Annotated in this window: 1 protein-coding gene; it reads left to right on the top strand. The window is 74.0% G+C overall.

What is annotated here, in order from left to right; all coding sequences use genetic code 11:
• On the top strand, positions 1–500 hold a 500-nt coding region (locus ACFPZL_RS14230; RefSeq protein ID WP_382336072.1), incomplete at both ends, for a lyase family protein.

Below are 500 nucleotides of genomic sequence, written 5' to 3'. Positions count from 1 at the left end.
CGCGCCGCGCTCAAGCTCGACGAAGCGCTCGCCCAGTTGCCGGTGCAGCTCGCGGGCGCCGGCGGCACGCTCGCCTCGTTCGTCCAGATCAGCGGGGCGGCATCGGCGGAGGCGCTCCCCGACGTCTACGCCGAGATCCTCGGGCTCGCGATCCCCGACGGCGCCTGGCACACCGTGCGCTGGCCGGTCACCGAACTCGGCGAGGCGCTCGCGCAGGCGATCGGCGCACTCGGTCGCATCGCCGCCGATGTCGCGACCCTCAGCCGCACCGAGATCGGCGAATTGGCAGAGGGATCCGGTGGTGGATCCTCCGCGATGCCCCAGAAGCGCAACCCGGTCGGCTCCGTGCTGATCCGATCGGCCGCGATCCGCGCCCCGCATCTCGCCGCGACTCTGCACGCGGCAGCCGGCCTCTTCGTCGACGAGCGCCCGGACGGCGCCTGGCATGCCGAGTGGCAGACGCTGCGAGAGCTGCTGCGACTCGCCCTCGGCGCCGCCGG

This window comes from Leucobacter soli (assembly GCF_042659205.1).
In the GTDB taxonomy this organism is placed as follows: Bacteria; Actinomycetota; Actinomycetes; order Actinomycetales; family Microbacteriaceae; genus Leucobacter; species Leucobacter soli.
This window is presented reverse-complemented; position numbering and strand designations above follow the sequence as displayed.